We start from the raw sequence: 257 nt of genomic DNA, 5'->3' as shown, positions 1-257 counted from the left end.
CTTGGTCCCAAACCAAGTGCTCTACCAAGCTGAGCTACTTCCCGTTTATGGCGCGCCCGAGAGGAGTCGAACCCCTAACCTTTTGATCCGTAGTCAAACGCTCTATCCAATTGAGCTACGGGCGCTTTATATGGAGCGGAAGACGAGGTTCGAACTCGCGACCCCCACCTTGGCAAGGTGGTGTTCTACCACTGAACTACTTCCGCTTATTAAAATGAGCCATGAAGGACTCGAACCTTCGACCCTCTGATTAAAAG

The 257-nt window shown here is 51.4% G+C and carries 2 tRNA genes; both read right to left on the bottom strand.

The features are described 5' to 3' along the window. Nucleotides 1-48 precede the first annotated feature (48 nt). Nucleotides 49-125 (bottom strand) — tRNA-Arg (locus ACN6NE_RS31240). A 6-nt stretch (nt 126-131) separates the two neighbouring features. Further along, nucleotides 132-206, bottom strand: a tRNA-Gly gene (locus tag ACN6NE_RS31235). Between the last annotated feature and the right edge of the window lie 51 nt (nt 207-257).

Source organism: Priestia sp. 53B2 (assembly GCF_056099005.1).
The sequence above is the reverse complement of the archived record's forward strand: the minus strand, read 5'-3'. Positions and strand labels throughout refer to the sequence as shown.